This is a genomic window from Pseudomonas asiatica (assembly GCF_040214835.1).
In the GTDB taxonomy this organism is placed as follows: domain Bacteria; phylum Pseudomonadota; class Gammaproteobacteria; order Pseudomonadales; family Pseudomonadaceae; genus Aquipseudomonas; species Aquipseudomonas putida_Z.
Window position 1 is genome coordinate 2,669,353 of sequence record NZ_CP157874.1, and the last position, 25,341, is coordinate 2,694,693.

Consider the following 25,341-nt stretch of genomic DNA (forward strand, 5'->3'; position numbering starts at 1 on the left):
CAGCCGGGCCGCGTGCGGCAACTTCAAGCAAATCAAGAACAAGGGGCCTGCAACGAGCAGCGCTCCATCGGGGGAATGATGGATTTTTGGACTGCCTTCCAGGCAATCATCTTAGGCGTGGTCGAAGGGCTGACGGAGTTTCTGCCGATCTCCAGTACCGGCCACCAGATCATCGTCGCCGACCTGATCGGGTTTGGTGGCGAACGGGCCATGGCTTTCAACATCATCATTCAGCTGGCGGCGATCCTGGCGGTGGTGTGGGAGTTTCGCGGCAAGATCTTCGACGTGGTCTTCGGCCTGACCAGCCAGCCCACGGCGCGGCGTTTCACCGGTAACCTGTTGCTGGCGTTCCTGCCGGCAGTGGTGCTGGGCGTGCTGTTCGCCGACCTGATTCACGAATACCTGTTCAACCCGATCACCGTGGCGGCTGCGTTGGTGGTGGGCGGGGTGATCATGCTCTGGGCCGAGCGCCGCGAGCACCGTGTGGAGGTGGATCACGTGGACGACATGCGCTGGAGCCACGCGCTGAAGATCGGCTTCATCCAGTGCCTGGCGATGATCCCGGGCACTTCGCGCTCCGGCTCGACCATTATCGGTGGCCTGCTGTTCGGCCTGTCGCGCAAGGCGGCGACCGAGTTCTCGTTCTTCCTGGCGATGCCGACCATGGTCGGTGCGGCGGTGTATTCGGGCTACAAGTACCGCGACCTGTTCCAGCCCGGCGACCTGCCGGTATTTGCCATCGGCTTCGTGACCTCGTTCATCTTTGCCATGATTGCCGTGCGTGGCTTGCTCAAGTTCATTGCCAACCACAGCTATGCGGTGTTCGCCTGGTACCGCATTGCCTTTGGCCTGCTGATCCTGGCGACCTGGCAGTTCGGCTGGGTCGACTGGGCGACGGCACATGGCTGAGGCAGCGCGGGGGCAAAGGGGGGAGGGCGTACGTAATTTGCGCCTGAAGCTGCTGCTGTTGGGCCTGCTGTGCCTGCTGCCGGGCCTGGGCGCGGCGCGCATGGCCTGGGTCGACCAGGCCTGGTGGCCGCTGGCGCTGTACCCGGCAATGAGCCTGATCAGCCTGTTGCTGTATTGGCAGGACAAACAGCAGGCGCGTACCCAGGCCTGGCGTACGCCCGAGAAGGTGCTGCATGCCAGTGAGCTGCTGGGCGGCTGGCCGGGGGCACTGCTGGCGCAGCAGCTGTATCGGCATAAGACGCGCAAGCTGTCGTACCAGCTGGTGTTCTGGGGGATTGTGCTGGTGCACCAGGTGTTCTGGGCGGACTGGCTGTTTCTTGGTGGGCGGTATCTGACCTTCAGTTGATATGTGACTGTGCCGGCCCTTTCGCGGGTAAACCCGCTCCCACAGGTACAGCACAAGTCTTGAGGCCAGTGGAGAACCCTGTGGGAGCGGGTTTACCCGCGAAAGGGCCAGCACAGGGAATTCACAACACCAACCCCACCTGCAACCGCTTAGGCAACCGCCGCACCACCAGCTGGTGCGAGCGCTGCAACAGATCACACAGCTCCTCACGCCCCATGGGGTAGGGCAATGCCATGCTGATCCACCGCGCCCGCGCCAGGTACGGCGCAGGCCGCACCCCCGGGCGATCGCAATAGCCGAGAAACAGTTCGTCGGCCACCTTGAACGACAACCCCGCACCCGCCAGGTCGAGCACCGCGAACATCTTGTTGCCCGCCACCGAGAACACCCGGATGCCGCCCCATTTGTAGTCTTCCCGCGCACCCGGCAGGCTCAGGCAGAACGCTGCCACCTGGGCTTCGCTCATGTTCCGCTCAGACATACTTTTCTCCACAGGCCTCGAACGACGCCGCCAGGTGGTCGATCCATACCCGTACCGCAGGCAGCAAGCCGCGCCGGTGCGGGTACACCGCCTGCAGGTAGCCACCCGGCAGCGACCAGTCCGGCAGCAGGCGCACCAGTTCGCCGCGCGCCAGTTCTTCTTCACAGAACATGCTGGGCAGCGCGGTAAACCCGAGGCCTGCCCGTACAGCAGCATTACGTACTACGAAATCATCGATGGCGAGGCGCGGCTCCAGTGCGATTTCCTGCTGTTTGCCATGGGGGCCGAACAGGCGGAAGTGTACCAGCCGGTCAGCCTCGGCAGCGCCCAGCACCGGCAATGATGCCAGTTGGCCCGGTTCGCGGATGTGGTCGGCGAAACCGGGCGCTGCAACCAGCTGCATCTGCGCCTGGCGCAGGCGGCGGGTGACCAGGGCCGGGTCTTCATCGCCCAGGTCGCGTACGCGCAGGGCCACGTCGATACCTTCGGAAATCAGGTCGACCCGGCGGTTGAGCAGCACCATGTCCAGTTGCACCAGTGGGTACTGCGCGAGAAAGCGGCTGATCACATCCGGCAGAAAGGCGTGGGCCAATGCCACCGGGCAGGACACCCGCAAGCGCCCGCGCGGTTCGCTGCTCATGCTGGCCACGGCCTCGTCGGCGGCTTCGGCTTCCAGCAGCATGGCCTGGCAGTGGTGCAGGTAGCGCTCGCCCACCGCGGTGAGCTTCAGTTGCCTTGTAGTGCGTTGCAGCAGGCGCGTGCCCAGGCGTTCTTCAAGCTCGGCGATACGCCGCGACAGGCGCGACTTGGGGATGCCCAGCTGGCGGCCGGCTGCGGCGAAACCGCCGGCTTCGACCACGCGGGCGAAGTAGAAAAGGTCGTTGAGGTCTTGCATGGGAATGTCTCACTGTTCCATCTGTAGGACAAACTAACGCATTTTTGCTGCCTTATCAGCTATTGTTGATGTCGGTAGGATTCTCCCCATCGTGATCGCCCAACGTCGCGGTCTTCATTCACAGGAGAGTCCCATGAAACTGTTGCATATCGATTCGAGCATCCTGGGCGACAATTCCGCCTCCCGCCAACTGAGCCGCGAAGTGGTCGAAGCCTGGAAAGCCGCCGACCCGAGCGTGGAAGTGGTGTACCGCGACCTGGCCGCTGACGCCATCGCTCACTTCTCCGCGGCTACCCTGGTAGCGGCTGGCACCCCGGAAGACATGCGCGACGCAGCCCAGGCCTTCGAAGCCAAGCTGAGCGCGGAAACCCTGGAAGAGTTCCTGGCTGCCGATGCCGTGGTGATTGGTGCGCCGATGTACAACTTCACCGTGCCGACCCAGCTCAAGGCCTGGATCGACCGTGTTGCCGTCGCCGGCAAGACTTTCCGCTACACCGAAGCCGGCCCGGAAGGCCTGTGCGGCAACAAGAAGGTAGTGCTGGTGTCAACCGCCGGTGGCCTGCACGCTGGCCAGCCGACTGGTGCCGGGCATGAGGACTTCCTCAAGGTATTCCTGGGCTTCATCGGTGTCACCGACCTGGAAATCGTCCGCGCCCATGGCCTGGCCTATGGCCCTGAGCACCGCAGCCAGGCGATCGATGCTGCCCAGGCGCAGATTGCCAACGAGCTGTTTGCTGCTGCCTGATCGAAGGTACGCGATCAAATGTAGGAGCGGCCTTGTGTCGCGATGGGCCGCAAGGCCGCTCCTACAATGACCGCGTCGGCCTGGTGTCAGGCCACCGGAATAGCCGGGTCAGCCGCTGCCAGCGCTGCAGCACGTTCGGCCGCCGGCGGATAGATCCACACGGTATTGATCTGCGCCTTCAACACCTTGGCCTCGGCCTTGTCTTCCGGTGGCGACACCGTGCGTTCCCACCCTTCGGTATACACCGCCCCCCAGGCCCCAAGGTCCAGGCAGGTCACGTACTTGGGCTGGCTGTAGGTCTTCGGTGCCACGCCAATCAGCTCGGCCGCCGCATTGTTGCCCGCATGACGCCCCAGCGGAATCGCATGCTGGCAGGACATCACTGCGTAATTGCCAGCCTCGTCGCAGGCGGCGTAGGCCACATCACCTGCCGCGTACACGGCATCATTGCCTTTCACCTTCAGATTGCCGTCGACATGCAAGCGGCCCTGGCGGTCGCGCTCGCCACTGATCTGCTCGGTGAGCGGGTTGGCCTTGAAACCCACGGTCCAGATCACCGTGCTGGCGTCGATGCGCTGGCCGTTGTCCAGCAGCACGCCGACAGGGTCGACCGAGGCTACCGTGGCGCCACAGATCCACTCCACGCCCAGGGCCTCGGAGGCCTGCTCGATGGCAAGGCGGATGCCGTCACCCAGGGCCGCGCCAATCCTCGCCCCACGGTCGACCACCACCACGCGCAACGCCGCGTCCTCGCCGAGGATTTCGCGCAGGCGGGCCGGCAGTTCGGTGGCGGTCTCGATGCCGGTAAAGCCACCGCCGGCCACCACCACGGTATTGCGCGCCGGTGTGTCGGGCAGGTTCGCCAGTGACTTCAGGTGGGTTTCCAGGCGCGCGGCGCTGTCGAGCTTGTCGACATCGAACACATGCTCGATGCCGACCATGTCGGGCCGGTTGAGCACGCTGCCGCAGGCCATGATCAGGCGGTCGTAGGGCAGGTTGCACTGGGTACCGCTGCGTGTGCGGTAGCTGACGCGGCGGGCCGCTTCATCGATGTGGAAGGCCGTGCCCTGCACGAAGCGGACGTTGACGGCATCGAACAGCTCTTGCAACGGCGCGGCCATGGCATGGACGTCGGGTTCGTAGAAGCGCGGGCGCACATGCAGCTCGGCCTGGGGGGCAAGCAAGGTGACCTCGACATCCTTGCGGTCATGGAGGTCAAGCTGGCGGACGGCGCTGAGCGCGCTCCACAGGCCGGCAAAGCCCGCGCCAATGATCAGGATCTGCTTCATGGTTGTGCTCCTCTGTAGTTCGGTTAACAAGGTAGACCCTGTTGCTGGATGTTGGGGAGCGAGCGTGCTTCAGAATGTTGGCGGCGTGATCACCCAGATCACCACGGCATCCACCTCGCCGGGGTTGCCATAGCGGTGCGGTTCCTGGCTCGAGAAGCTGAAACTGTCCCCTTCACCCAGCTGGAAATGCCGCTCGCCTACCCATAGCTCGAAGCTGCCGCTGAGGATGTAGCCGGCCTCCTCACCGTCGTGGCTGTAGCTCTGCTGGCTGTAGCTGCCCGGAGGGAAGCGCGAATGCAGGATTTCCAGCTGGCGGTTGGGCTGGGGCGTGAGCAGTTGATCGACGATGCCATCTTCGTAATGCACACTCAGGCGGCTGTTGCGCCGTACCACATAGCCCTGGTCCTCGGGCGCAGTGGTGGCTTCGCTGGCGAAGAACCACTGGATAGTCACCCCCAGGCTGCGGGCGATGTTGAACAGCGCCGGAATCGATGGATAGGAGAGGTTGCGCTCCAGCTGGCTGATGTAGCCAGCAGTCAGTTCACTGTGCGTGGCCAGCTCCGCCAGGGTCATGCCACGGCGTTTGCGCAGGCCGCGAATGCGGCTGCCGAGAAACTGCGGCGCGGCGCCCCCGGCTTCGCTGGCAGGGGGCTGGGGGAGTTGGCTCATGCACGTCGGTCCATCGTGAAAAGCCGCAGTATGTACAGCCTCAGAGCGCCCAGGCAACCGTCAGGCCATCGTGAATCGCTTCTTCGGCGGTACGCGGCGCCAGGCAGTCGCCAATGCGGCGCACCTCGACCAGGCCGGCCAGCTCCGTGGCCAGGCGGTCTTCCGGTTGATGGCCCAGGCACAGTACCAGGGTGTCGATGCCTTCGAAGATCATCGGTTCGCCGCTGGCGGTGTGCTGCAGGTACACCGTGTTGTCGTCGCTGCCATACAGGCGGGCATACGGTGTGACGGGAATACCCAGGCGATGCAGCTCGCCGGCCAGTTGGTCGCGCACGTACAGCGGCAGGCTTTCTCCGCAATGAGTGCCATTGACCGCCAGTTGCACCTGGTGGCCCTCGCGTACCAGGCGTTCGGCGATGCCGGGGCCGATCCAGTCGCAGCGCCAGTCGATCACCAGCACCGAGCGCCCCGGTTTTGCTTCATTGCGCAGTATTTGCCAGGCGTCCACCACCTGTAGCTCACCGGTGCGCTCGAAGGCCGGCCAGTAGGGGGTGGCACCGGTGGCCGCGATCACCAGGTCGGGGCGTTCTCGTTCGACCAGTGCGCGGTCGACCCGGGTGTTGCGCACTACTTCCACGCCTGCCAGGGCCATTTCCCGCTGCAGGTTGGTACTGGCGCCACCGAACTCGCTGCGCCGTGGCAGCAACTGGGCGAGCAGCACCTGGCCACCGAGCTGCGGGCCAGCCTCGTACAGCGTGACCTGATGCCCGCGCGCAGCGGCCACGGCGGCGGCTTTCATGCCGGCGGGCCCGCCACCGGCCACGAGGATGCGCTTGGGGTGGGTGGTGATGGACAGTTGCTCGTACTGCAATTCGCGGCCGGTTTCCGGCCGCTGGATGCAGGAAATGGGCAGGCCACGGTGGAAGTGCCCGATGCAAGCCTGGTTGCAGGCGATACAGGCACGTACGTCCTCGACCTGGCCATGCTCGGTCTTGTTCGGCATCTGCGGGTCGCAGATCAGCGCACGGGTCATGCCGCAGACATCGGCCTGGCCACGGGCCAGGATCAGTTCGGCTTCCTGGGGCTGGTTGATACGCCCGGTGACGAACAGCGGGATGCCCAGGTGCTGCTTGAAGGTGCCGGCCTCCCGGGCCAGGTAGGCCGGTTGAATGGCCATCGGCGGCACGATATGCACGGCGCCGCCCAAGGATGCCGACGTGCCGGCAACGATGTGCAGGTAGTCGAGCTGGCCCTGCAAGGCAACCGCTGCAGCCAGCGATTCGTCCTCGCTCAGCCCCTGGCTGTCGCGCTCGTCGGCACTGATGCGCAGGCCGATGATGAACTGCTCGTCGGTGGCCGCGCGTACGGCGCCCAGCACTTCGCGCAGGAACCGCAGGCGCTGCTCGAGCTCACCGTTGTATCCATCCGTGCGCTGGTTCACCCGCGGGTTGAGGAACTGCGCAGGCAGGTAGCCATGGCTGGCCACCACTTCAACGCCATCCAGCCCGGCCTGGTGCAGGCGGCGGGCAGCGCTGGCATAGCCCTGGACGATCTCGTCGATCATTGCCTGGTCCAGCGCGCGCGGCATCACCCGGAAGCGTTCATTGGGCACCGCGGACGCCGAGTAGGCCACCGCCAGCAAGCCGTCCGCCGACTCCATGATCTCCCGCCCGGGGTGGAACAGTTGCGACAGCACCACGGTGCCATGCTCATGGCAGGCCTCGGCAAGCTGGCGATAGCCGTCGATGCAGGCATCGTCGGTGGCCATCAGCACATGCGAGGTGTAGCGGGCGCTGTCATGCACCCCGGCCACCTGCAGCACGATCAGGCCGACGCCACCGGCGGCGCGGGCGCGCTGGTAGGCGATGAGCTTGTCGTTGACCAGGTTGTCGGTAGGCAGGCAGGTGTCGTGGCCGGTGGACATGATGCGGTTCTTCAAGCGTTTGCCGCGGATCTGCAAGGCTTCGAACAGGTGAGGGAAGGCGGTCTGCATACAGGCGGCTCCGGTGCGGTGTTGTTCTTGTTTTTTTATGAAAGTGTAGCGTCAGTAAAAAATCAACTTGTTTTTTTACTGGTCGACGACTAGGTTTTTCTCACCCTCATGGCGAGGGCGTGACCTCACAACAACAAGAAAACGGGCCCCTCGGGCACCGACAGGAGGCAACTACGATGCAGGTATTCCCACGTGTAAGCAGCCTTTGCGCAGCGTTGCTGGCCATGGGCCTGGGCAGTGCGCAAGCGGCACCGCAGATGGTCGTGGTCGGCTATGGTGGTGCCGGCCAGAAAGCCCAGGACGAGGCGATCTTCAAACCGTTCAGTGCCCAGGATGGCAGCAAGCTGATCCAGAGCGAGTACAACGGCGAAATGGCACGGATCCAGGTAATGGCCGACACCGGCAATGTCGACTGGGACGTGGTGCAGATCGAAGGGCCTGACCTGATGCGTGGCTGCGACGAGGGCATCTACGAGCAGCTGGACTGGCAGCGCATGGGCCATGCGGGTGAACTGATTGCCGACGCGGCACAAGCCTGTGGCTCGGCCGCGCTGGTATGGAGCGTGGCCATTGCCTATGACCGCAGCAAGCTGGCCCAGGCGCCTGCGTCGTGGGCCGACTTCTGGGACGTGAGCAAGTACCCGGGCAAGCGCGGCCTGCGCAAGCGTGCGGTGTACAATCTGGAGTTCGCCCTGATGGCTGACGGGGTCAAGGTCGAGGATGTCTACAAGGTACTGGCCACTCCGGCCGGGGTCGAGCGTGCCTTTGCCAAACTCAGCGAACTCAAGCCGCATATCCAGTGGTGGGACGCCGGGGCCCAGCCTGCCCAGTGGCTGGCGGCGGGTGACGTGGTGATGACCTCGACCTACAGCGGGCGCATCGCCGTGGCGGCCCAGCAGGGCAGCCCGCTGGCAGTGGTCTGGCCTGGCAGCCTGTATGGCATGGATTACTGGGCGATCATCAAAGGCTCGCGGCATGTCGACCAGGCCAAGCGGCTGATCGCCTTCGCCAACCAGCCGGATACCCAGGTGCGTTATGTGCAGCAGATCCCCTATGGGCCGACCAACACCCAGGCGGCAGCGAAGCTCGACCCGTCCCTGGCCAGTTGGGTGCCTACTTCGCCGCAGAACCTGCAGGGGGCGTTGGCGATGAATGTGGAATTCTGGGTCGACCATGGCGAAGAGCTGGAACAGCGCTTCAATGCGTGGGCCAGCAAATAGCGTTCTGCAAAGGAATAACGATGATGACCGCAACGGAACAAGGCCTGCGCCAGGAGCTGGCCGCCTGCTATCGGCTGATCGCCCACTTCCGCATGAGCGACCTGATATTCACCCATATTTCCCTGCGCCTGCCGGGGCCGGAGCACCACTTCCTGATCAACCCGTACGGCTTGCTGTTCGATGAGATCACGGCCTCCAGCCTGGTGAAGATCGACCTGCAAGGCCGGCCAGTGGAAGCGACGCCGCACCCGGTCAACCCGGCCGGTTTCGTCATCCACAGCGCCATCCATGCTGCCCGCGAGGATGCCCGTTGTGTGCTGCACACCCACACTCGGGCAGGTTGTGCGGTGGCGGCGCTGGAATGTGGGCTGCTGCCGCTCAACCAGATGTCCATGGAGTTTTATGGCAAGGTGGCCTACCACGGCTATGAAGGGATTGCGCTGGACATGGATGAGCAGCGAAGGCTGGTAGCCGACCTGGGCGACAAGCCGGTGATGATCCTGCGTAACCATGGCCTGCTGACCACCGGGCGCAGCGTGGCCGAAGCGTTCCTGCGCATGTACTACCTGGAGAAGGCGTGCGAGATCCAGTTGGCGGCACAGAGCGCCGGGCAGGTGATTTTACCGCCCGCCGAAGTGTGTAGGCATACCGAGCGGCAGTTCAATGATCCGGGGCGGGGCTTGAAGCAGGGCGAGCTGGCGGATGCGGATGCGCTGCAGCTGGCGTGGGCGGCGTTGTTGCGGATGCTGGAGCGAGTCGCGCCGGACTATCGTCGTTGACATTGGCGCGCTCGCGGTGAAAGCCGTCTTGCCCTCGCATCGCGTTTGCGGCGCGAGGGCAAGACGTTTCTACGTTGATGGCGAGAGGGCTCAGTGTGCGTCAGGCACGATCATCGCTGGCGGTGCCTCTTGCGCCCGACGCCGCGCCACCCAGTAGTACAGCACGCTCGGCACTACCAGGCCGATCAGCCACGAGATATCCACACCGCCCAGGTGCGCGACCAGCGGCCCTGTGTACAGTTTGGTGTCGATGAACGGCATCTGTATCAACACGCCCACGGTGTAGACGATGATTCCAGGCCAGTTCCAGCGGCCGTATCGGCCTTGCGGGTCGGCGAGGGCGGGGATGTCGTAACGCTCCTTGGTGATGAAGTAGTAGTCGACCAGGTTGACCGCGCTCCATGGCACGAAGAACGTCAGCAGGAACAGGATGAACGACTTGAACGCACTGAGAAACGAATGCTGGCCAAGCAAGGCCACCAGGGTGGCGGCGCCGACGATGCCCAGTACGAACAGCAGGCGCTGCGCACGGCTGATCGCCAGGTGGCCGCGGAAGCCGCTGATGATGGTTGCAATGCACATGAAGCTGCCATAAGAGTTCAGCGTCGAGATGGTCACCTTGCCAAAGGCGATGCAGAAATACAGCAGCGCTGCGGTGCTACCGGCGCCACCCAGGCCGACGATGTAGGCCACTTCGTGACCGGAGAACTGGGCACCGGCGATGGCGGCGGCGAACACCCCGAGGATCATTGATGCCTGGGCACCGATCACCGAGCCCAGGCCTGCGGCGAGGAAGGTCCTCACTGGCGATGTACTGCTTGGCAGATAGCGTGAGTAGTCGGCCACATAGGGGCCGAAGGCGATCTGCCAGGACGCAGCCAGTGATACGGCGAGCAGGAACGATGCCCAACTGAAGTGGCGATTGTCGAGTAACTGCCCGATGTCGGCCAGCATCATGATGCGACTGAACAGGTAGACGAAGGCAATGATGCCCAGCACGCTGGCGATTCGGCCGATCCAGTGGATCACCCGGTATCCGGCCAGGGTGGCGAGCACGATTATGCTGGCGAATATCAGGATGCCAGTGCTGTCGCTGACGTCGAGCAATTGGCCGATCGCCTGTCCGGAGAGCACCGTGCCGGTGGCGGTGAAGCCCAGGTACATCAGGCATACCAGCACCATCGGTATGGCCGCGCCGTAGACCCCGAACTGCACGCGGCTGGAAATCATCTGCGGCAGCCCCAGACGAGGACCTTGAGCGGCATGAAGGGCCATGACCGCGCCGCCGATCAATTGACCGAGCAGCAGGCCGATCAGCGACCAGAACACGTCGCCACCGAGCACCACGGCCAGGGCGCCGGTCACGATTGCCGTGATCTGCAGGTTGGCTCCGAGCCACAGGGTGAACTGACTGTACACGCGTCCATGGCGTTCAGTCTCGGGTATGTAGTCGATCGAGCGCCGCTCGAGTACGGGTTTGCTGGACATTCAGTGGCTCCGCTTCATTGTTTTTGTGTAAGCGAGTCAGTCATCGGCGGGACGCAAGGCGGATGACCTCGCATGATATGAGCATGTATATACAAGTGCGGTCAAGCCATCTCTTGCGAGTGAAACAGTCGTGCTGTTGCGCAATGATGGGTTGCAACTGTGCTGGTCCCTGTCAAAGGAATCGCCTTATGCTGTAACGAAATATGTCTAGAAAGCTTGAAGAAGGATGTCGCAATGCCGCTCAAGGACCTGCTCATCGCCCTGGTGGTGATTGTTGCCTGGGGAGTCAACTTCGTGGTCATCAAGGTTGGCCTCGACGGGTTGCCGCCGATGCTGCTGGGGGCATTGCGCTTCTTGCTGGTGGCGTTCCCGGCAATCCTGCTGGTCAAGCGGCCCAAGCTGCCTTGGCGCTGGCTGATCGCCTATGGTGCGACCATTTCGCTGGGCCAGTTCGCTTTTCTGTTCCAGGCCATGTACAGCGGCATGCCGCCAGGGCTGGCCTCGCTGATCCTGCAGTCGCAGGCGTTCTTCACCCTCGGCTTTGCCGCGCTGTTCCTTGGCGAGCGGTTGCGCCTGGCCAGCGTGCTGGGGCTGCTGGTGGCCGCCAGCGGCCTGGCGCTTATAGGCAGCGAAGACGACGGCCATGTACCGATGCTGGCGCTGGTGCTGACCCTGTGTGCCGGCGCCATGTGGGGCATGGGCAACATCATTACCCGGCGCTTTGGCTCGGTTGACCTGGTGGCGCTGGTGATCTGGGGCGGGTTGATTCCGCCACTGCCGTTCCTGGCATTGTCCTGGTGGCTGGAGGGGCCGGAGCGTATTGGCCATGCCCTTGCCAATATCAGCTGGAGTTCGGTGTTGGCCCTGGCTTACCTCGCGTTTGTCGCCACCATGCTCGGCTACAGCCTGTGGAGCAAGCTGCTGTCGCGCCACCCGGCCGGCAAGGTAGCGCCGTTCTCGCTGCTGGTGCCAGTGATTGGCCTGAGTTCGTCGGCGTTGTTGCTGGGCGAGCGTTTGACCGCGACCCAGGGCTGGGGCGCATTGCTGGTGATGGCAGGGTTGCTGGTGAACGTGTTCGGCGCCCGCATTGGCCAACGGCTGCGCGCGGTCAGCGCGTAGTTGATCCTTCAACCACTGTCCGACTGAAAATCGCAAGCCAGCGCAATCCCTATGGGAGCGGGCGTGCCCGCGAACACGGGCGAAGCCCGTGCCAACCACCGCGGTGCCTGCTTCGCGGGCACGCCCGCTCCCACAATGACTGCAATGACTGCATATCTGCGAGTGGATTTGCGCTCTGTTAGAATCGGCCTCTTTTGCCAGGCCAATGGAGTGCACCCCATGATCATTTCCACCACCAGCCAGCTCGAAGGCCGCCCGATTGCCGAATACCTGGGCGTGGTCAGCTCCGAATCGGTGCAGGGCATCAACTTCGTGCGCGATTTCTTTGCACGTTTTCGCGACTTCTTCGGCGGCCGTTCGCAAACCCTGGAAAGCGCACTGCGCGAAGCCCGGGAACAGGCCACCGAAGAACTGAAGGCGCGGGCACGCCAGTTGCAAGCCGATGCGGTAGTGGGGGTGGATTTCGAGATCAGCATGCCGTCGGTACAGGGCGGCATGGTCGTGGTATTTGCTACCGGCACAGCGGTGCGCCTGAAGTAGAGCGTCTGCCGCTGGTCGGGTCCAGGGCTTAGGTCCGGGCGGTCCGCAAATGACCAGCTAGTCTCACCTTCACAGGTCGCGTTTGGTGGAGCAACTGTTCTGGTTGCCGGCGCGTCCGCCACTGGAGGGAGACAGGGCATGAGCGAATCCTTTTTCGAAGACCTGAACGACGCGTTCCCCATCAACAGCCAGGTGCGTTGCGGCCAGGCGGCATTCCGCCTGGGCTTCGCCCACATGACGCTGGATGATTCCGAACAGCTCCAGCCTGCACACCTGCAGCGCAGCAAAAAAGGCCGCTTCATGCCGCGGGTTCCGCTGAAGAAGTGATCCCGCTCCAGCACAACCCCGCCGAATGGCGGGGTTTTTATTGCCATTTCTTGATCCGCCTCATGGCATTGCCGGGTAGCGCTCGCAGGATGGCCGAGGCTGTGGTTTTCTTGCGCGGCATTCCAGCAACGGAGGATTGAATGCTCATGCGAGTCAGGGAAGAGACCTATTGGCAATGGGCCGACGCCCAGCTGCACAGCCGCTGCCACGACGAAGCACTCAGTGACGGCACCACGCTGGACGTGCAGGTGCGCTTGTCGCGCCTGGGGGCGACCCAGCTGTTCCTGGGGCTGTATGCCGGGGATGGGCGAGCATTGCTGGAGGAGTATTACCCCGCACGGCCAGGCGAGACCATGACCCGCGCCCTGGTATGGGGTGTCGACCGTGCCCGGGCGATGGCAACCGGCGCCTTGCCGCTGCCAGCGCCCCGCAGCCAGCGGCGCCAGGCATGAAAAAGCCCGGCCTATGCGGGCCGGGCTCAGGTAAGGGTGGGAACCCTCAGTTGAGCGGTTCGATCACCTTGACTGCCTGCTGCTCACGGGCAGCGGGCCATTCTTGTTGCAGGGTCTGCAGGACGCGGCCAACGAACTCGGTGTCGGCGGCGGCCTTCTTGCCGACGTAGCCTTGGCCACGGCGGTAGACCTTGAAGCGGGCACGCATGCTGGGCAGGTGCTCTTCGAATTCATCTTCGACGGTGTTCGGTGGCAGGCGGTCGAGGCGCACTTCACCGGTCTGGCTGACCCACAGCAGATGGTCGTCAAGGCTGTCCTTGCGTACGGCGAACAGCTGAGCCAATTGGTCGATAGTCGGATTGTTGTTCAAGTTCATCATAAAGCCCCCATTACCCATTCGTAGGTGATTTTTCACAGTTGGCGCTACCACGGTGTAGCGCACTACCAAGGCTGCTACAGCAGCATCGCAACAGGGGCTTTCTCACGCTGCCTTTTGGACAGTTTCCCTCTCCACGGACGGCCTGCGTTACCGCGCAGGCCGTCTGGAACACCCTTGCCACCGCTCCCGATCAGGGAGACGGCTTCATCATGCCCAAGGGCGATGAACGGCGTCAACCATTTTGTAGTGAATATTTTTGGTCACTACATTGTGTCGTTTTGTTCGACAATCGCTGCCCGCACTACAGCCCGGACAGAATGTCGAAGGCCGCGCGCACCCGGGCTTCGTTCGGGTAATTTCGGTTGGCCAGCAACACCACGGCCAGCTGTTCGGCGGGCACGAACGCGGCGTAGGCGCCGAAACCATTGGTCGAGCCGGTCTTGTTGTACCAGGCTGCCGGCAGCGGCGGCAGGGCTGGATGCAAGCGCGTGGTTGCCTGGGGTTCACGGATAAGCTGCGGGCCGTTGCCATCGACCAGTGTGCCCAGCGTGACCGGGTAGGGGTAACGCTCCCAGCCCAGGCCCTGGGTCATGGCGCCGACCTGGAAGTAGCCCCGCTGGGTGATGGCCGTGGCTTGCGCAAGCGCCGGCGGCAGCCCCTCCGGCTGCATGTGCAGGCGCACATAGCGCAGCAGGTCGCTGGCGCTGGTCTTGATGCCGTAGGCTTCGTCGGCGTAGGGGCCGGGGCCGACACGCACCGGTTTGTCGGCACTGTCGTAGCCCTGGGCATACAACCCCTGGGCGCTGGCCGGGACCTGCAGATAGGTGTTTTCCAGGCCCATCTGTTTCAGCAGGCCCTCGCTCATCAGCGTGGAAAACGGCTGATGCTGCGCGCGGGCGGCCAGGTCACCGAACAGGCCCAGGCTGGGGTTCGAGTAGCAGCGCTGGGTGCCAGGTTTGGCGCGGGGTTGCCAGTGACGGAAGAAATCGACCACCTGCTGCGGCGTCTGCACCTCATCCGGGAACTGCAACGGCAGGCAGTCGGCACTGTAGGCGCCCAGCTCCAGCACGCTTGCGTCGCCGATGGGTGCGCCGGCGAGGGCCGGGTGGTAGCGCTTGGCCGGGGCATCGAGGTCCAGCTTGCCTTCGGCACTGGCCAGTGCGGCCAAAGTGGCGGTGTAGGTCTTGCTCAGCGAGCCGATCTCGAACAGCGTGTCGCGGCTGACCGGCACATTGTCTGCCTTGCTGGCCACGCCATAGCTGAAGTAGTGCGCGTGGTTGCGAGCATAGATGGCCACGGCCATGCCGGTGATGCCTTGCTCCTGCATCAGCGGGCGGATGATCTGGTCGACCTTGGCCTGCAACTGGTCGTCGGCCTGGGCGGCACTGTAGCCCAGGGTGAGAGTGATGGCGGCTGCAAGTGCAGCCAGGCGGGAGAGGGGCATGAGCGGGTCCTGTGCTGGAGCGTGTCCGTTGAGCGACACCGGTGGGGGTTCCGGCGTTAGCGGCGAAAAACCGAAGACCTTATCGTCTGCCCTTGCACAATGACAAGACGGAAACTGTGATGAAGTATTTGCGCATGTTATTCGACAATTTCACCCTGGCCTTGCTCGGGGTGGTACTGATTGCCACCGTGCTGCCTTGCTCGGGCGACGGCGCGGTGTATTTTGGTTGGCTGACCAACCTGGCCATCGGCCTGCTGTTCTTCCTGCATGGCGCCAAGCTGTCGCGCGAGGCGATCATCGCCGGTGCCGGGCACTGGCGCCTGCACTTGCTGGTGTTCTCCTGCACCTTCGTGCTGTTCCCGTTGCTGGGCCTGGCGTTCAAGCCACTGTTCGTGCCGCTGGTGGGCAACGAGCTGTACCTGGGCGTGCTCTACCTGTGTGCCTTGCCGGCCACCGTGCAGTCGGCCATCGCCTTCACCTCGCTGGCGCGTGGCAACGTGCCGGCGGCCATTTGCAGCGCGGCGGCATCCAGCCTGCTGGGTATCTTCCTCACGCCGTTGCTGGTGATGATGTTGCTGGGGGCCAGCGGCGATACCGGTTCCGGCCTGGATGCGGTGCTGAAGATCACCCTGCAGCTGCTGGTGCCGTTCGTGGCCGGGCAGGTCGCCCGGCGCTGGATCGGTGCGTGGGTCAAGCGCAATGCGCGCTGGCTCAAGGTGGTGGACCAGGGCTCGATCCTGCTGGTGGTCTACACCGCGTTCAGCGAGGCGGTGGTCACCGGGCTGTGGCACACGGTATCGCCGCAGCACCTGGCCGGGTTGTTTGCCGTGTGCGGGATTTTGCTGGCAGTGGTGCTGTACGGTACCCGGCTGCTCGGCAAGCTGCTGGGCTTTGACCTGGAGGACCGCATTACCATCCTGTTCGCCGGTTCGAAGAAGAGCCTGGCTACCGGGGTGCCAATGGCGCAGGTGTTGTTCGTCGGCAGTGGCATTGGCGCGATGATCCTGCCGCTGATGCTGTTCCACCAGATCCAGCTGATGGTCTGTGCGGTGCTGGCGCAGCGTTATGCCAGCCGTGAGCAGGTGGCTGAAGAAGCTTCTGCGGCGTCCTGACACCTGGTTTGGCCACTGATGCGGTCGCCATGCAGGAGCGGCCTTGTGTCGCGAAAGGGCTGCGCAGCAGCCCCTCGATTTCAGCTTGAAGCAGATATTGCCGGGGCCGCTTTGCAGCCCTTTCGCGACACAAGGCCGCTCCTACACGGCGACCGCGCAATCACCAGGAATTATCTGGCCTGCCCTGAACCACGCTCGCGCAGCGCCTTGCTTACCTCGCCCTCGATCTTGTAGGCCGGCGCTTCCAGGTCGTCGTAGTTGCGCGTGTAGCGCCGGGCGAACTCTTCCACACCCAGCTGCTGATACTGCTGCACATGCTTGAGCTCGTGTGCCCACAACGCCACGTTGTCCTCGGCATCGGCGGGGCGGCGGAAGATGATCGTGTCGATCAGCGTCACGGCGTTAACGTCGGGGTTCTGCAGCAGCGCATTGGCTGCGCTCATCTGCTGTTCGTCACCCACCCGGAAGCGCGCCGCGTCCAGCACGGCAAAGTCGTACCAGGGTTCGAGTTGCGCACGGATATGCAACGGGATCGGCTCGACGCCGCTGGCGGTGGCTTCGTCGCGGGCCTGCTGCAGGGCGTAGGTCAGGCTGGACGAAGCCAGCACTTCCACGTCCTTGAAAATCTGCCCGGCCTGGCCGGGGTCGATGGGCGCACAGAAACACCCCATCAGGCACACCTGGTACTGCCCTGGCGGGCAGGCCTGTTCGGCCAGTGCAGGCAGGCTCAGCAGTAGCCCCAGCAGTAGACTAATCCGCTTCATGCAGGGCCTTCTCGACAAAGTTGCGGCTGGCGTCCAGTACCTGCGACTGCACGCTTTCAGTGGCCAGCATGCGCCCGACCAGCAAGGCACCGACGCACTGGCTGATCAGCACCCAGGCCAACTCGTCGTCCTCCAGGGTCGCGCTCCAGGCCTGGTGCAGCTCCACCAGCCAATGCTCGGCCACGGCGCGCACGGGTGTTTCGGCCCGGGCAATCTCCACCCCCAATGGCGGCAGCGGGCAGCCACCTTCGGCGTTGTGCAGGTGGGCCAGGCTCAGGTACTGCTGCAGGCATCGGCCCAGGCGTTCGCGGCTGGCGCCCTGGTTGGCCAGGCGCGCCAGAGGGCTGTTGCACAGTTCCTGGCGCACTACCTCGGTGAACAGGTCGTCCTTGGACGGGAAGTGGTTGTAGAAGGCGCCGCCGGTCAGGCCGATCGCCTTCATCAGCCCGGCCACGCCGGTGCTGGAAAAGCCCCCGCGTTTGGCCAGCGCGCCGCTGCTGGCCAGCAGCCGCTCGCGGGTTTGCTGCTTGTGTTCGTTGGTGTAGCGCATTCAGTTGCCTCTGCAGGCGGGCTTGACGGTGGCGGCGATCATAACATAGCGTTCGTTTACTAAACGATCATTCACCAATGGAGGCAGGCATGACAGAACAACAAAAAGTGGTGCTCGTGATTGGCGCGGGGGATGCTACCGGCGGCGAGATCGCCAAGCGCTTTGCCCGCGAGGGCTACATTGCCTGTGTTACCCGGCGCCAGGCTGACAAGTTGCAGCCGCTGCTGGACGAAATCCGCGCTGCCGGCGGCCAGGCCCACGGGTTTGGCTCCGATGCGCGCAAGGAGGAGGAGGTGGCGGCGCTGGTCGAAACCATCGAGCGTGATATCGGCCCGATCGAAGCGTTTGTGTTCAATATCGGTGCCAATGTGCCCTGTAGCGTTCTCGAGGAAACCCCGCGCAAATACTTCAAGATCTGGGAGATGGCCTGTTTTGCCGGTTTCCTCACCGCCCAGGCGGTGGCCCGGCGCATGGTCCAGCGCGAGCGCGGCACCATTCTGTTCACCGGTGCCACTGCCGGCACCCGTGGCGCGGCGGGCTTTGCGGCATTCGCCGGGGCCAAGCATGCCTTGCGCGCCCTGGCCCAGAGCATGGCGCGCGAGCTCGGGCCGCGGAACATCCATGTCGCCCACGTGGTGGTTGACGGGGCCATCGACACCGCCTTCATCCGTGACACGTTCCCCGAGCGCTACGCCCTCAAGGACCAGGATGGCATCCTCGAACCGGCCCACATCGCCGACAGCTACTGGTTCCTGCACGCCCAGCCCCGCGACGCCTGGACCTTCGAGCTGGACCTGCGCCCCTGGATGGAACGTTGGTAAGCCCCTTTCTCCGAGCAAGGACCGTAACCATGCACAAGACTGTCGATTTCTTTTTTGACCTGGGCAGCCCGGCCAGCTATCTGGCCTGGACCCAACTGCCTGGCCTGTGCGCCCGCCAGGGTGCCACGCTGCGCTACCGGCCGATGCTGCTGGGCGGGGTTTTCCAGGCCACCGGCAACGCCTCGCCGGTGATGATCCCGGCCAAGGGCCGTTACATGTTCACCGACCTGGCGCGCTTCGCCGCGCGCTATGGGGTACCGTTCGAGTTGCCGCCGGGGTTCCCGGTCAATACCTTGACCCTGATGCGCGGGGCAGTGGGCACCCAACTGCGTTCGCCGGAGCGGTTCGAGGCGTTGCTGGCGGTGCTGTTCAATGGGCTGTTTGCGCAGCGCCGCAACCTGGGCGATAACGCTGTCCTCGACGACACGCTGAGCCAGGGCGGCTTCGACCCGCGGGCATTTCGCGCGCTGGCGGGTGATGACGAGGTGAAGGCCGCGCTCAGGCACGCGACCGAAGAGGCAGTGGAGCGCGGGGCGTTCGGCGCGCCGACCTGTTTTGTCGGTGACGAGATGTTCTTCGGGCAGGACCGCCTGGACTTTGTCGAAGAGGCCCTGCGTCAGGGTGTCGACAGCCTTACCTGAAGGCGCCCCTCCCACAGGGTTGGCGTCTTCCCTGTGGGAGCGGCTTCAGCCGCGAACACCGGCGAAGCCGGTGCCATCCCGCACGCATAAAGCAATCAGAAGTTCGCCGGGGTATTGGCGCTGATGATCTCGGCCTCGTCCGGGCCGATGTTCTTGAAGCTGTGCGGCAGGGTAGTGGGGATGTAGTACCCGTCGCCCGAGTTGAGCACGCTCACCTGGCCATCGACCCACAACTCGACGGTGCCGCGGGTGACCAGGCCACACTCTTCACCCTCGGCATGCACGATCGGTTCGCCCGAATCGGCGCCCGGTGCATACAGTTCACGCAGCATGCGCATCTGCCGGCCTTCGACGCTGGCGCCGACCAGCAGCATGCGCAGGCCGTTGCGGCCCAGGTCTGGCTGCTCGCCGCCACGGAACACGTAGCGCTCTTCGCGCACCGGCTCGTCGAAACTGAAGAACTCCGCCAGGCTCATCGGAATGCCTTCGAGTAGTTTTTTCAGGGAGCTGACCGAAGGGCTGACACGATTCTGCTCGATCTGCGAGATCGTCGAATTGGTCAGCCCGCTGCGGCGGGCCAGTTCCCGTTGGGAGAGGTTGTTGCGTTCACGCACCAGTTTGAGTCGCGTCCCCGTGTCCATAGCCGCCTTGTAATCAGAGGTGTCAATAATAATGAGCGATGCGCATTAAAACACACTCTGCGCGCTTGCGCGCTGTGCTTGTCAGGCCCGCTGATCGCGGGGCATCGGCCATGACCCGACCAGCAGCAACAGCGCCGCCACCGCCAGGAATGGCAAGCGTGGATCGACGGCATAAACCAAGGTGCCGGCCAGCGGCCCGATCACTGCGCCCATGCCTTGGGCAGCACCGATGGAGCCGGCCGTGGCGCCTTGCTCGGAGGCGTGCATGGCATTGGCCGCCAGCGCCGAAAACGCCGGGAAAACAAAACCCATGCCCGCCGCCGCGACAAAGTAGCAAGCCCACAGCCAGGGCGCCGTGGTGGCCAGCGAGCCGCAGGCAAAGCCCAGGGCCGAAACCGTGGCGCCGACCCGGATCATCTTCAACGGCGGCCATTCCAGCTGGCGCAGCAGCACCTGCGCCAGGATCAGCGCCACACCCACCGTGGTCAGGGCGATGCCGGCGGTCTGGGCCGCCTCGGCAGGGTTCAGGTGCAGGCGGTCGAGGGCAAAGAAACCGACGATGATCTGCGATACCGTGACACTGAGCATGGCGCTGAACGCCACCAGCAAAGGCCGGCGCAGGCGCGGATCGTTCAGCCGCACCGGGCTGGGGGCATGGCTGTGCGGCAGCGCCTGCGGCTTGAGGGTGAACAGCAGGACCAGAAAGGCACTGGCCGGCAGCAGCGACATGATATGGAACGGCAGGCTCAGGCTATGCCGCGCCAGCAGCGCCGCCAGCGCCGGCCCCACCACCAGGCCGACGGCGTTGGCCGCCCCCAGCGAGGCCATGGCCCGGGCCCGGCGTTGCGGTTCGACATGGTCGGCGATCAGCGCATTGCAGCCCACCGGGATGGCAGCATAGAAGGCGCCGATACAGCCGCGCGCAACCATCAGGCCGATGAAGGCCAGGGTCGCCCCGGGCAGCCAGCGCAGCGCACCTTCGACGAACAGGCACAGCAGCCAGTAGGCCAGGGTGAAACCGGCGCTGCCCAGCAGCAGGATGCGCCGACGGCCCAGGCGGTCTGCGGCGCGCCCCCAGGGCCGGGCCAGCAGCACCCAGACCACGCCCGCCACGGTCACGGCGGCACCGGCTTGCCAGGTGGCCATGCCGAGCTGGCGGGCGATCGGGCCGATCAGGGCGACGAAGGCCATCATCGACATGGTACAGGCCATGTTGGCCAGCAGCAGGGGGCGCAAGTCCAGGGTACTGGCGGGTGCGAGTGTGGCAGGATCCTTTGCGACATTCATAGGGCAGTCCAGGGCGGTACGGCAAATAGAAAGCCGATCTTGTTGGGAATTATTATCGATTGTCGACCCCCTGGGCTGCCGAGCGTCATTCGCTGCGGCGCAGTGGGCCAGGCCACATGCTACGCAACACGCCATCGCGGCGCACCCACGCGTGCATCAAGGCCGCCCCCACGTGCACCAGCACCGTGGCGAACAGCAGGTAGCCGGCCCAGCCATGGGCCTGGCGCAGCACGGCGTACAACTGCAGGTCATGCGGGGCGATCGCCGGCAAGCCCAGCGGGCGGGGGTAGCCACCGGCCGACAGCATGGCCCAGCCCAGCAGCGGCATGGCCAGCATCAGGCCATAGAGCAGCAGGTGCGAGGCCCCGGCTGCCCAGCGTTGCAGTGTGGGCAGGTCGTGCGGCAGGGCTGGGTGGGGCAGGGTCAGGCGAACGGCGATGCGCAGCAGCACCAGCACCAGCAGGGCCAGGCCGGTTGCCTTGTGCAACCCGATCAGCACGGGGTGGCGCGGCGACAGGTCGGCGACCATGCTCACACCGATGAACAACATGGCCAGGATCAGCACGGCCATCAGCCAGTGCAACAGGCGGGCGAGGGGGTGGAAGGCGTCGGTTTTCATGGGTGGGCTCCGGTGCCGAGCGATTCGCGGCTGCGGCGATTGAAGGATTCCGAGTAGGCGGCCGAACGGGCAGCGAGGATCGGGTCGGCAGAGGCCTGGATGCCCCGGGGCAAGATCAGCGGGTCGAAGTTGAGGTCACGGCAGGCACCTTGCTCGGGGTCGTCGACCTGCTCCAGTACCAGCGTGCCGGCGTCCACGCTGCGCCGTTCGGCAGGCCAGGGGCTGGCAGGGTCGTCCACCGCATCGCCAGGCTCCGCCAGCACCAGGCGCAGGGTCCAGCGCAGCGGGCCTTGGGCCAGCCTTTGCTGCAGGTCGTGCTGCAGGAACTGTTTGTCATCGACCTGGGCAGGCAGGGCGGCAAACGCTGTTTGCGGCTCCAGTTGCCAACGCACGGGGTGGGCTGCGCCGCTTGCGTCGATCAGGCGGAAGGCGTTGATGCTGTGGTACTGCGTGCTGGCGAAGCTGTTGCTGGGCTTGTAGCCTGCCGCCCATTGGCGAAACGCCGCGCTTTCCGGGTGGGCGGCGAAGAACGCCTGCAGTCTGCCCGGGTCCGGCTTGCCGGTGGCCGGGTCTGGCGCCCCCGCCAGCACCTGTTCATAGAAGGCTTGTGGCGTGCTTACCGCCAGCACCGGCGGGTTGTTCATGCCGGTACGCCAGACCTGTCCGTCGTCGGTGCTCAGCTCGATGGCCAGGCTGCGCACCGGTATGCCGGTATCCGGCGCGAACGGGTTGGCGCCGCCGATGGCGAAGCGGCCGATCACTGGCACCCGCGGCTGGCTGAACGCCCGTGCCGTGGACAGGCTGGCGGCCTGCCCGCTGGGCTGGAAGTAGCCGCTGACGCACAGGCCCTTGGCGTGGTTCTTGCGGTAACCCGGGTAATGCCCGGCCTGGGCTTCGAAGGTGTCGATGATGCGCTGCGGGGTCAGGCGGGTTTCGCCAAGCCAGCCGGCAGCATAGGCAAAGGCGGCGCCCGCGCCCAGCATCACGGCGCCGATGGCGGCCAGGCGCGGGGCCTTGGCCGGGCCGTGCAGAGGTGAGTTCATGGTCATTGTCCGGTTCGGTGAAGGTGCCGGTACGACGGCGCAGGGAAAAACTTATTCCATCGCCGGGAATAGAATTTCCTCACAGGCGTCTGCCTCTTACACTGACAGCCCCAGAGGCCGGGACTTTGCCATGCATGATCTGGACGACCATCAGTGGCGCGAGCTGCTGGCCCGCCTGCGCCGCTTTGCCGTGTGGCTGACCCGCGAGCCGGGCAGCGCCGACGACCTGGTGCAGGCCACGGTCGAGCGGGCCTTGAGCCGGCGCGACCAGCAACGCGACGCCGATGCCCTGCGGGCCTGGCTGTTCACCATCCTTTATCGGCTGTTCCTCGACGGTAAGCGCCGCGAGCGCCTGCATGCGCGCTGGCTTTCCTGGTTCGGCCGCGCTGAGCGCGACGACGAGCCGGTTGGCGGCAACCTCGAGGCCATTGTCCTGGCCCAGGCCGACCTGCAGGCTTTCGCTCGGCTCACGGCAGAACAGCGTGCGCTGTTGCTGCTGGTCAGCATCGAGGGTTTGAGCTACAAGGAGGCCGCCCAGGCCCTGGGTATCCCTATCGGCACTGTTATGTCGCGCCTGTCGCGCGCCCGCAATGCCTTGCGCGAACTGACCGAGGGCAGCCCCCAGCCCCCGGCCTTGCGGAGACTGAAATGACGCGCCTGATCCCCAGCGAAGACGAACTGCACGCTTACGTCGACGAGCGCCTGGAGCCTGAGCGCCGGGCCGAAGTGCAGGCCTGGCTGGCGGCCAACCCGCAGGCCGCGGCCAAGGTCGAGGGTTGGCGTGCCGACGCCCGCCGCCTGCGTACGGCACTGGCCGGGTTTGGCGAAGTGCCCGGGGCGGCGCAGCTGGACCTGGGGCAGTTGCGCCGGCAATTGCGCCAACGCCGCCAGCGCCGCTGGGCCACGGCGGCGGTGTTGCTGCTGGCATTGGGCGTGGGTGGCCTGGGCGGTTGGCAGGTGCGCGACGCGACCTTGGCGCGTGCCGACCTGCCGATGGCCGATGCCGTCCAGGCACACCGTTTGTTTGCCGGTAGCCAGGCGCTGGATATCCAGGCCAGCGACCCGGGCCAGTTGCGTGACTGGCTGGGGCGCCACTTCAGCCGCGTGGGCCAGTTGCCGGACCTGGCGGGCTACGGCTTCAAGCCGGTGGGCGCGCGCCTGCTGAGCAATGAGCAGGGGCCGGCGGCGTTGCTGGTGTTCGAGGATGGCAAGGGCCAGCGCATCAGCCTGTTCCTGCGCTCACCAGGTGATCAGTATCGGCGCATGCCGGACGGGCAGCGGGTGGATGGCCAGCTGGAGGCGCGTTATTGGTCGCATGGGGCCTACAACTTTGCTCTGGTCAGCGCGGCGGACGATGTGCGCGGGGCGGGGGTGGGGGAGGCGTTGCGGTTGGGTCTGTGAATAAATTGCAGACTCTATGCAGCTTCGTCGAGGAACACGCTGGGGCCGCATTGCGGCCCATCGCACGACAGTAAGTGCCTACTGCTAACCCGTAGTGCTCAAGAGTGCTGCCCCAGACCATCAGAAGTCTCGGAGATTTCGATTCAATTCACCCAAGCCCCATTCAGTCAACGTGTTTTCCATCCCGGGTGGCGCACCATCCCCGTTCACAGCGGGACTGCCCTGTGCTGTTGTAGTCGGAATGGTATTAGAGTTGATGTGAAGTCGGGCCATATCATTGGCCAAGTTGCGCTTAACCCACGCTAATGTATCGGCCACTTTGTGCTGACGCCGAGTCACAGATAATCGTGGTACCGGTGAACGGCTTCTCGAACTGGAATGTCCCCGAGATTCGGAACGGCTACTAGGCCCGGAACTGTCGCTGTACCAAGAACTGCGACTGAACGAGGAACTGCCACTTGATTCGGATAGTGTATCTGGCGCTCTGTAGTTATTTTCAGACATTGACCCATCGATTTTCCGTCTTTGTTGACGGTTAAAACCTTCTTGAACCTCATCTTTGACTTTTAGGGGCGAACGACTTCTGGATGGAGAAGTTGCATTAGGCTCAACTCTCGCGCTGGTGGGATGGTGACGGCCTCTTGCGGCCGGGCGCCCGCGGCGAAGAACCGGTTTTGGCATATGCCCGGACGCGTCAGCCATGTTCACAGGGTCACCGGCGCAGTAATTGTAGGCGTTCAGCCCTCCATCGCCGAAGGGGCTCCAACTGTCACTCGAAAAAAAGCGCATCAGGATGGAGGAATAGACCCTATATCCGTTGCCAAGAAAGTAAAAGACTGGGCCAAGGTTTCGATAATGCCCATTGAATCCCAGTAGTAATCGTTGTTCTTCAGGGAATGGCGCATATCCATAAGGTGTATAAGTCACATCGGCGCGCAAACTGCCGAGCAGGCCGAGCACGGAGTTTTGTTGGTCGCCAAGTATCAGTGCCGTTTTGTCACCTCCCTCATCGCGAAGCCTCTGCGCCAAGGGGGCGCCGTTGTTACGGAACACACTGTGTATCGTGTCGGCACCTGACTCAAGGTAAAGATACCCGTTCTGGTAGAAAAGCTTTAGAGCTCGATTTGGTATGGACATGGCGTCTTCATTGTTAGCCATAGATGCGAGCAGATTGGCTGAAAGGCGCTGAGGTGAAAACTGGCAGATTTGATAGGTGCCCCCGCTCCCACAGGTACAGCACAGAGAGCTGTGCGATCTTTGTGGGAGATTGCCCAGCCTTTTTTGGGCTGCACTGTCGCGCAGAGCACAAAAAAATTCGCGCCTTTGA

The 25,341-nt window shown here is 64.3% G+C and carries 29 protein-coding genes; 14 read left to right on the forward strand and 15 right to left on the reverse strand.

All coding sequences use genetic code 11. From position 1 onward, the window contains the following. The first annotated feature begins 78 nt into the window (after window positions 1-78). Both ABNP31_RS11990 and ABNP31_RS11995 read left to right on the forward strand, forming a co-directional pair. Entirely contained in the window at window positions 79-909 is an 831-nt protein-coding gene (locus ABNP31_RS11990; RefSeq protein WP_025339410.1) for an undecaprenyl-diphosphate phosphatase, read from the forward strand. Beyond that, window positions 902-1,315: a DUF1294 domain-containing protein gene (locus ABNP31_RS11995; protein WP_238066163.1), complete on the forward strand. Its 414-nt coding sequence runs from the start codon at window positions 902-904 to the stop codon at window positions 1,313-1,315. The genes ABNP31_RS11990 and ABNP31_RS11995 overlap by 8 nt, the downstream gene beginning before the upstream one ends. A 121-nt stretch (window positions 1,316-1,436) precedes the next feature. Here the strand turns inward: ABNP31_RS11995 and ABNP31_RS12000 are convergent, their stop codons facing one another. Together ABNP31_RS12000 and ABNP31_RS12005 are read right to left on the reverse strand one after the other, a co-directional pair. Beyond that, window positions 1,437-1,796: an MmcQ/YjbR family DNA-binding protein gene (locus ABNP31_RS12000; protein WP_085616680.1), complete on the reverse strand. Its 360-nt coding sequence runs from the start codon at window positions 1,794-1,796 to the stop codon at window positions 1,437-1,439. After that, window positions 1,789-2,691 (reverse strand): LysR substrate-binding domain-containing protein, encoded by a 903-nt coding sequence (locus ABNP31_RS12005; RefSeq protein ID WP_013972466.1) that lies wholly within the window; start codon window positions 2,689-2,691, stop codon window positions 1,789-1,791. The genes ABNP31_RS12000 and ABNP31_RS12005 overlap by 8 nt, the downstream gene beginning before the upstream one ends. A gap of 133 nt (window positions 2,692-2,824) precedes the next feature. On the opposite strand from ABNP31_RS12005, the gene ABNP31_RS12010 reads away from it, so the two are divergent. Next, on the forward strand, window positions 2,825-3,436 hold the full coding sequence (locus tag ABNP31_RS12010; RefSeq protein ID WP_049277030.1) for an FMN-dependent NADH-azoreductase: 612 nt from the start codon (window positions 2,825-2,827) through the stop codon (window positions 3,434-3,436). 86 nt (window positions 3,437-3,522) lie between these two features. Here the strand turns inward: ABNP31_RS12010 and ABNP31_RS12015 are convergent, their stop codons facing one another. The 3 genes from ABNP31_RS12015 to ABNP31_RS12025 all read right to left on the reverse strand — a co-directional run bounded on the left by ABNP31_RS12015 (window position 3,523) and on the right by ABNP31_RS12025 (window position 7,387). Beyond that, window positions 3,523-4,725, reverse strand: a complete 1,203-nt coding sequence (locus ABNP31_RS12015; protein ID WP_238066164.1) for an NAD(P)/FAD-dependent oxidoreductase — start codon at window positions 4,723-4,725, stop codon at window positions 3,523-3,525. Window positions 4,726-4,794: 69 nt separating this feature from the next. Beyond that, on the reverse strand, window positions 4,795-5,394 hold the full coding sequence (locus tag ABNP31_RS12020) for a helix-turn-helix domain-containing protein (RefSeq protein ID WP_025339404.1): 600 nt from the start codon (window positions 5,392-5,394) through the stop codon (window positions 4,795-4,797). Between the two features lie 40 nt (window positions 5,395-5,434). After that, window positions 5,435-7,387: an FAD-dependent oxidoreductase gene (locus tag ABNP31_RS12025; protein WP_085663683.1), complete on the reverse strand. Its 1,953-nt coding sequence runs from the start codon at window positions 7,385-7,387 to the stop codon at window positions 5,435-5,437. A gap of 176 nt (window positions 7,388-7,563) precedes the next feature. On the opposite strand from ABNP31_RS12025, the gene ABNP31_RS12030 reads away from it, so the two are divergent. Continuing rightward, window positions 7,564-8,607, forward strand: a complete 1,044-nt coding sequence (locus tag ABNP31_RS12030) for an ABC transporter substrate-binding protein (RefSeq protein ID WP_085616674.1) — start codon at window positions 7,564-7,566, stop codon at window positions 8,605-8,607. A 23-nt stretch (window positions 8,608-8,630) separates the two neighbouring features. After that, the gene (locus tag ABNP31_RS12035) at window positions 8,631-9,386 is read left to right on the forward strand and encodes a class II aldolase/adducin family protein (protein ID WP_238067622.1); all 756 of its coding nucleotides are present in this window, start codon (window positions 8,631-8,633) and stop codon (window positions 9,384-9,386) included. A gap of 90 nt (window positions 9,387-9,476) precedes the next feature. On the opposite strand, the gene ABNP31_RS12040 is transcribed toward ABNP31_RS12035, so the two are convergent. Further along, entirely contained in the window at window positions 9,477-10,874 is a 1,398-nt protein-coding gene (locus ABNP31_RS12040; protein WP_137164169.1) for a purine-cytosine permease family protein, read from the reverse strand. Window positions 10,875-11,108: 234 nt separating this feature from the next. Here ABNP31_RS12040 and ABNP31_RS12045 point away from each other — a divergent pair, with 234 nt between their 5' ends. From ABNP31_RS12045 to ABNP31_RS12060, 4 genes are all read left to right on the forward strand, one after another. Further along, on the forward strand, window positions 11,109-11,993 hold the full coding sequence (locus ABNP31_RS12045; protein WP_238066165.1) for an EamA family transporter: 885 nt from the start codon (window positions 11,109-11,111) through the stop codon (window positions 11,991-11,993). A gap of 219 nt (window positions 11,994-12,212) precedes the next feature. After that, a complete protein-coding gene (locus tag ABNP31_RS12050) occupies window positions 12,213-12,533 on the forward strand; it encodes a YbjQ family protein (protein ID WP_003258990.1) in 321 nt (106 codons plus the stop codon). A gap of 138 nt (window positions 12,534-12,671) precedes the next feature. Further along, complete coding sequence (locus tag ABNP31_RS12055) at window positions 12,672-12,860, forward strand: hypothetical protein (protein WP_003253897.1); 189 nt, start codon at window positions 12,672-12,674, stop codon at window positions 12,858-12,860. A gap of 140 nt (window positions 12,861-13,000) precedes the next feature. Beyond that, on the forward strand, window positions 13,001-13,312 hold the full coding sequence (locus ABNP31_RS12060) for a hypothetical protein (RefSeq protein WP_025339398.1): 312 nt from the start codon (window positions 13,001-13,003) through the stop codon (window positions 13,310-13,312). 46 nt (window positions 13,313-13,358) lie between these two features. Here the strand turns inward: ABNP31_RS12060 and ABNP31_RS12065 are convergent, their stop codons facing one another. Continuing rightward, window positions 13,359-13,691 carry a hypothetical protein gene (locus ABNP31_RS12065; RefSeq protein ID WP_003253895.1) on the reverse strand — a complete coding sequence of 111 codons (333 nt, stop codon included), beginning with the start codon at window positions 13,689-13,691 and terminating at the stop codon, window positions 13,359-13,361. A 301-nt stretch (window positions 13,692-13,992) separates the two neighbouring features. Next, entirely contained in the window at window positions 13,993-15,135 is a 1,143-nt protein-coding gene (gene ampC, locus ABNP31_RS12070) for a class C beta-lactamase (RefSeq protein ID WP_238066166.1), read from the reverse strand. A 119-nt stretch (window positions 15,136-15,254) separates the two neighbouring features. Here ampC and ABNP31_RS12075 point away from each other — a divergent pair, with 119 nt between their 5' ends. Then, a complete protein-coding gene (locus tag ABNP31_RS12075; protein ID WP_015270181.1) occupies window positions 15,255-16,247 on the forward strand; it encodes a bile acid:sodium symporter family protein in 993 nt (330 codons plus the stop codon). A 170-nt stretch (window positions 16,248-16,417) separates the two neighbouring features. Here the strand turns inward: ABNP31_RS12075 and ABNP31_RS12080 are convergent, their stop codons facing one another. Together ABNP31_RS12080 and ABNP31_RS12085 are read right to left on the reverse strand one after the other, a co-directional pair. Beyond that, window positions 16,418-17,011: an eCIS core domain-containing protein gene (locus ABNP31_RS12080; protein ID WP_085616665.1), complete on the reverse strand. Its 594-nt coding sequence runs from the start codon at window positions 17,009-17,011 to the stop codon at window positions 16,418-16,420. Continuing rightward, window positions 16,998-17,561: a TetR/AcrR family transcriptional regulator gene (locus tag ABNP31_RS12085; RefSeq protein WP_085616663.1), complete on the reverse strand. Its 564-nt coding sequence runs from the start codon at window positions 17,559-17,561 to the stop codon at window positions 16,998-17,000. Before ABNP31_RS12085 ends, ABNP31_RS12080 begins: the two co-directional genes overlap by 14 nt. 89 nt (window positions 17,562-17,650) lie before the next feature. Here ABNP31_RS12085 and ABNP31_RS12090 point away from each other — a divergent pair, with 89 nt between their 5' ends. Next, a complete protein-coding gene (locus ABNP31_RS12090; protein WP_085663678.1) occupies window positions 17,651-18,382 on the forward strand; it encodes an SDR family oxidoreductase in 732 nt (243 codons plus the stop codon). Window positions 18,383-18,411: 29 nt separating this feature from the next. Beyond that, on the forward strand, window positions 18,412-19,023 hold the full coding sequence (locus ABNP31_RS12095; RefSeq protein WP_238066167.1) for a 2-hydroxychromene-2-carboxylate isomerase: 612 nt from the start codon (window positions 18,412-18,414) through the stop codon (window positions 19,021-19,023). Window positions 19,024-19,118: 95 nt separating this feature from the next. Here ABNP31_RS12095 and ABNP31_RS12100 read toward each other — a convergent pair whose 3' ends face one another. The 4 genes from ABNP31_RS12100 to ABNP31_RS12115 all read right to left on the reverse strand — a co-directional run bounded on the left by ABNP31_RS12100 (window position 19,119) and on the right by ABNP31_RS12115 (window position 22,619). Continuing rightward, complete coding sequence (locus tag ABNP31_RS12100; protein WP_003248033.1) at window positions 19,119-19,664, reverse strand: cupin domain-containing protein; 546 nt, start codon at window positions 19,662-19,664, stop codon at window positions 19,119-19,121. 81 nt (window positions 19,665-19,745) lie between these two features. Then, window positions 19,746-20,951 (reverse strand): MFS transporter, encoded by a 1,206-nt coding sequence (locus tag ABNP31_RS12105; protein ID WP_085663676.1) that lies wholly within the window; start codon window positions 20,949-20,951, stop codon window positions 19,746-19,748. 85 nt (window positions 20,952-21,036) lie between these two features. Continuing rightward, window positions 21,037-21,570 (reverse strand): cytochrome b, encoded by a 534-nt coding sequence (locus tag ABNP31_RS12110; RefSeq protein ID WP_025339392.1) that lies wholly within the window; start codon window positions 21,568-21,570, stop codon window positions 21,037-21,039. Continuing rightward, the gene (locus tag ABNP31_RS12115) at window positions 21,567-22,619 is read right to left on the reverse strand and encodes a catalase family peroxidase (protein ID WP_085663675.1); all 1,053 of its coding nucleotides are present in this window, start codon (window positions 22,617-22,619) and stop codon (window positions 21,567-21,569) included. Before ABNP31_RS12115 ends, ABNP31_RS12110 begins: the two co-directional genes overlap by 4 nt. A 124-nt stretch (window positions 22,620-22,743) precedes the next feature. Here ABNP31_RS12115 and ABNP31_RS12120 point away from each other — a divergent pair, with 124 nt between their 5' ends. Together ABNP31_RS12120 and ABNP31_RS12125 are read left to right on the forward strand one after the other, a co-directional pair. Continuing rightward, the gene (locus ABNP31_RS12120; protein ID WP_075045376.1) at window positions 22,744-23,265 is read left to right on the forward strand and encodes a sigma-70 family RNA polymerase sigma factor; all 522 of its coding nucleotides are present in this window, start codon (window positions 22,744-22,746) and stop codon (window positions 23,263-23,265) included. Further along, window positions 23,262-24,014, forward strand: a complete 753-nt coding sequence (locus ABNP31_RS12125; RefSeq protein WP_085663674.1) for an anti-sigma factor family protein — start codon at window positions 23,262-23,264, stop codon at window positions 24,012-24,014. Before ABNP31_RS12120 ends, ABNP31_RS12125 begins: the two co-directional genes overlap by 4 nt. A 120-nt stretch (window positions 24,015-24,134) precedes the next feature. Here ABNP31_RS12125 and ABNP31_RS12130 read toward each other — a convergent pair whose 3' ends face one another. After that, window positions 24,135-25,172 carry an RHS repeat-associated core domain-containing protein gene (locus ABNP31_RS12130; RefSeq protein ID WP_085663673.1) on the reverse strand — a complete coding sequence of 346 codons (1,038 nt, stop codon included), beginning with the start codon at window positions 25,170-25,172 and terminating at the stop codon, window positions 24,135-24,137. Window positions 25,173-25,341 lie beyond the last annotated feature (169 nt).